Annotated in this window: 4 protein-coding genes; 3 read left to right on the top strand and 1 reads right to left on the bottom strand. The window is 71.0% G+C overall.

The window, feature by feature from the left end; all coding sequences use genetic code 11:
• Positions 1-129 (bottom strand): CopD family protein (locus A612_RS16310; protein WP_040435443.1); only part of this gene is annotated, 129 nt, incomplete at its 3' end.
• A 195-nt stretch (positions 130-324) separates the two neighbouring features.
• Between A612_RS16310 and hemB the strand changes: the two genes are divergently transcribed.
• The 3 genes from hemB to A612_RS00945 all read left to right on the top strand — a co-directional run.
• Positions 325-1,341 (top strand): porphobilinogen synthase, encoded by a 1,017-nt coding sequence (gene hemB / locus A612_RS00955; protein ID WP_019372748.1) that lies wholly within the window; start codon positions 325-327, stop codon positions 1,339-1,341.
• A 36-nt stretch (positions 1,342-1,377) separates the two neighbouring features.
• The gene (locus A612_RS00950; RefSeq protein WP_019372747.1) at positions 1,378-2,574 is read left to right on the top strand and encodes a magnesium transporter CorA family protein; all 1,197 of its coding nucleotides are present in this window, start codon (positions 1,378-1,380) and stop codon (positions 2,572-2,574) included.
• 89 nt (positions 2,575-2,663) lie between these two features.
• Positions 2,664-3,021, top strand: a 358-nt coding sequence (locus A612_RS00945) for a MarR family winged helix-turn-helix transcriptional regulator (protein WP_019372746.1), incomplete at its 3' end; no start/stop codon positions are given.

Genomic DNA, 3,021 nt, shown 5'->3' with positions numbered 1-3,021 from the left:
CAGCCGCTCGCGCTCGGCCGTCGAGCCGGGCGCGACCATCGCCAGGTTGACGAAGATGCGCGGCAGGTAGAACAGGCCCGCGAACCAGCTGGCGATGAAGACGATGTGGAAGGCTTTGACCCAGAGCATGCGCGCCAGTGTGCCAAAAAAGATGCCCGGCGCAGCCGGGCGGAAAAGCCTTGGGGCGCGTGCCGCAAGGCCCCGCTCAGGGAGGCAAAGCGGGGGGCGGCAGGCCGCCCGCAGGCAATCTAGCACCGCGCGGCAGCCGGCGCAAGGCAGCTCCCGGGCTGCAGGCGCCGCCGCACTGTCGCACAATGGTCCGCCATGCACCTGTCCAGCCCCACCCCCTTTCCGAGCCAGCGCCCGCGCCGGCTGCGCCGCGACGCCTTCACCCGCAACCTGGTGCGCGAGCACCGGCTGTCGCCACACGACTTCATCTACCCGGTCTTCGTGCACGAGGGCGAGGGCCGGCGCACGCCCGTGCCCTCCATGCCCGGCGTCGAGCGCCTGAGCCTGGACCTGCTGCTGCCGGTGGCCGAGGAATGCGTGCAGCTGGGCATCCCCTGCCTGGCGCTCTTTCCCTCCATCGACGGCGCGCTGAAGACGCCCGACGGCAAGGAGTCCCTCAACCCCGAAGGCCTGATCCCGCGCACGATCCGCGCGCTGAAAGCGGCATTCCCCGAGCTGGGCGTGATGACCGACGTGGCGCTCGACCCCTACACCAGCCACGGCCAGGACGGCCTGGTGGACGAGAGCGGCTACATCCTGAACGACGAGACGGTGGAGATCCTGGTCGGCCAGGCGCTGGCGCACGCCGAGGCCGGCGTGGACATGGTCGCGCCCAGCGACATGATGGACGGGCGCATCGGCGCGATCCGCGACGCCCTGGAGGCCCACGGCCACATCCACACCCGCATCATGGCCTACAGCGCCAAGTACGCGAGCGCCTTCTATGGGCCGTTCCGCGATGCCGTGGGCTCGGCCGCCAACCTGGGCGCGAGCAACAAGGACGTCTACCAGATGGACCCGGCCAACACCGACGAGGCGCTGCGCGAGGTGGCGCTGGACCTGGCCGAGGGCGCCGACATGGTGATGGTCAAGCCCGGCATGCCCTACCTCGACGTGCTGCGCCGCGTCAAGGACGAGTTCCGGGTACCGACTTTCGCCTACCAGGTGTCGGGCGAATACGCCATGCTCAAAGCGGCTTCGTCCAACGGCTGGCTGGACCACGACAAGGTGATGATGGAAGCGCTGCTGGCCTTCAAGCGTGCGGGGGCGGACGGCGTGCTGACCTACTTTGCCCTGGAGGCGGCACGCCTGCTGCAACGCCCGCGCGCGTGACCCCCGCGACGGGCCGGCCCGCCGCCGGAGACCGTCGTGCACCCCAGTCCGCCACCCCCACCGATCCGCATCTTCCACCTGCAGCCGGGCGCCAGCGTCAGCGAACTGCCCGCCCTGCCCGCGCACCCCCCGCCCGTGGGCTTTTACTGGGTCGCCTGCACGCGCGCCTTCCTTGAGGAGCAGGCCGACGCCATCCAGTCCATGCTGCAGGCCGTCACCGGACTGCAGCTGGTCGACCTGCACCTGACCGACCTGCTGAGCACCCAGCTGCCCTCGCACTACGACTACACCTCGCAATACGACCTGCTGGTGATGCGCCAGCTCGCCACCACCGAGGGCGCGGCCGAGGAGCCGCTGCCGCGCCCGGTGCCCGGCGGGCCGCGCGTGCTGCGGCGCATTGACACCAGCCCGGTCGGCCTGGTGGTGTTCGACGCGCTGCTGCTCAGCGTGCACCCGCCGGACTGCCAGGTGCGCGACAGCTATGCCGAGCGCCTGACGGCGCCCCCGCCGGTGGCGCCCCAGCCGGCGCATCCGGATGCGCTCGAGGCGGCCGGCGAAGGCCCGGTCTGCCAGCTGCACCCCGGCGCGCCGATCGCCGGCGTGCGCCTGCCGGCCAGCCCCGCCGACCTGATGCTGCGTCTGGTCAACCGCATCGTGGACAACTACCTGGACCTGCGCCGCGAGCTCTCGCGCCAGCTCGACCACTGGCAGGTCGCGCTGCTCAACCCTCGCGGGCGCTTCAACCACTGGAGCTCGCTGATGGCCGCGCGCCTGGCGCTGCACCACCTGGCCGAGATCTGCGAGGACCAGCGCTCGGCGCTGCAGGCCTGGGGCGCGGCGCTGGATGCGGGCAGCGTGGCCGGCGACAACCTGGTGGCGCAGCGCGAACTCGACCTGCTGAAAGTCAGGAGCCGCGACGTGCTGGAGCACATCGCCCGGGTGGCGCACCACGTGCGCCGGCTGGAGCAAAGCACCGAGGCGGCCGTGCAGATGCACTTTTCGGTGCAGAACAACCGCACCAACGAGATCATGCGCGTGCTCACGGTGCTCACCGCCGTGTTCCTGCCGCTGAACCTGATCGCCGGCATCTTCGGCATGAACTTCGAGTTCCTGCCCTTCGTGGACATGCCCAACGGCTTCTGGGGCGCGCTGTTCGCCATGCTCGGCATCGCCGCCGCGCTCACCGCCTACTTCTGGCGCAAGCGCTACCTGGAGCACACGGGCCAGCGCTGAGGAGAGCGCCGCGCGAGCGGGCAGCCGCGCCACACGCGGGACAATGTTTGCTTTGACAATGATTGACCGGTCAATTATCGTCGCGCCCCATGCCCGATTCCTGCCCCTCCGTCCCCGGTTTCGCGTCCGAGCGCAGCATCGGGCTGCAGCTGCGGCGCATCGTCATCCAGCTCGGACAGGCGATCGACCGGCGCATGGAGCCGCTCGCCCTCACGGATGCGCAGTGGAAGCCGCTGGTGCAGCTGCTGCGCCATGAGCACCCACCCACCGCCACCGCGCTGGCGCGCGACTGCCACATCGACAGCGGCGGCCTGACGCGCCTGCTCGACCGGCTGCAGGCCAAGGGGCTGTGCCGGCGCGAACGCTCGCCGCAGGACCGGCGCGTGGTGCACGTGGTGCTGACCGAGGCCGGCCGCGCCGTCGCGCTCCAGCTGCCGGCGGTGCTGG

The sequence above is a fragment of the Melaminivora alkalimesophila genome (genome assembly GCF_000282995.1).
In the GTDB taxonomy this organism is placed as follows: domain Bacteria; phylum Pseudomonadota; class Gammaproteobacteria; order Burkholderiales; family Burkholderiaceae_C; genus Melaminivora; species Melaminivora alkalimesophila.
Note: the sequence above shows the minus strand (reverse complement) of the source record. Positions and strands in the feature narration are given on the sequence as shown.

Coding starts and splice junctions, on each gene's coding strand:
- hemB (WP_019372748.1), top strand. CDS start 325: ATGCACCTGTCCAGCCCCACCCCCTTTCCGAGCCAGCGCCCGCGCCGG.